1 protein-coding gene is annotated in these 701 nt (G+C 47.8%); it reads left to right on the top strand.

Annotated features, from left to right (window positions below; all coding sequences use genetic code 11):
* Positions 1-701, top strand: a 701-nt coding sequence (locus tag KIV40_RS34685) for a hypothetical protein (RefSeq protein WP_285353991.1), incomplete at both ends; no start/stop codon positions are given.

Raw genomic sequence — 701 nt, 5'->3', positions numbered from 1 at the left:
AGATGGCGTATGTGATCTATCTCAAGGACAAACCGACGACAAAGGTCAAGCAAGCCTGAGCTTAGACCATCGTAATGCAGTTGTCTGTGTGAATGCGGTCGCTGGGCAAACGGTAGATAGCAACCGTGGTCTAGTTCAACACGACTTCACGTTGGCAAATGCGGGCAGCGGCACAATCATCAACCCAATGACGAACATGGTGAACAAGCTTCTCGCTGAAGACTCGGAGTTGACAGTAGCTGACGCTGAGGAGCAAGTCGTTGCTGCCATCACTGGTGACGCAGGTCTTGAGGTGTCACAAGCTCTTATCTTTGGTGATTATATCGCAGATACCACAGAGCAAGCAGAAGCATTGAATTTGATTGGCGAAGTGCTGGTTGATCATTCTGACGAAGATATCGAAACCAAGCTGAAGCTGGCTCAAGCTATGGCAGAAGCAACACAAGAGATCATTGAAGACGATAACCAAACGCTTGATGATTACTCGCCAATTGTTGATATTCCACAGAATGGTGGAGATATCACCGTGACACCAAACACCCGACCAAAAGTTGTCGGTACCACTGAACCTGTTGAATTGACGCTGGGCGAAGCTTGGCGTCCATACAATGTCAGCGATAAGTTCGAAGATGCTGAAGGTGATGACATGACCTTCACTATGATGGTCGTTGACGGTGATGGTAATAATGGTCTGTCTATCG

Source organism: Vibrio sp. D173a (genome assembly GCF_030248475.1).
The sequence above is the reverse complement of the archived record's forward strand: the minus strand, read 5'-3'. Positions and strand labels throughout refer to the sequence as shown.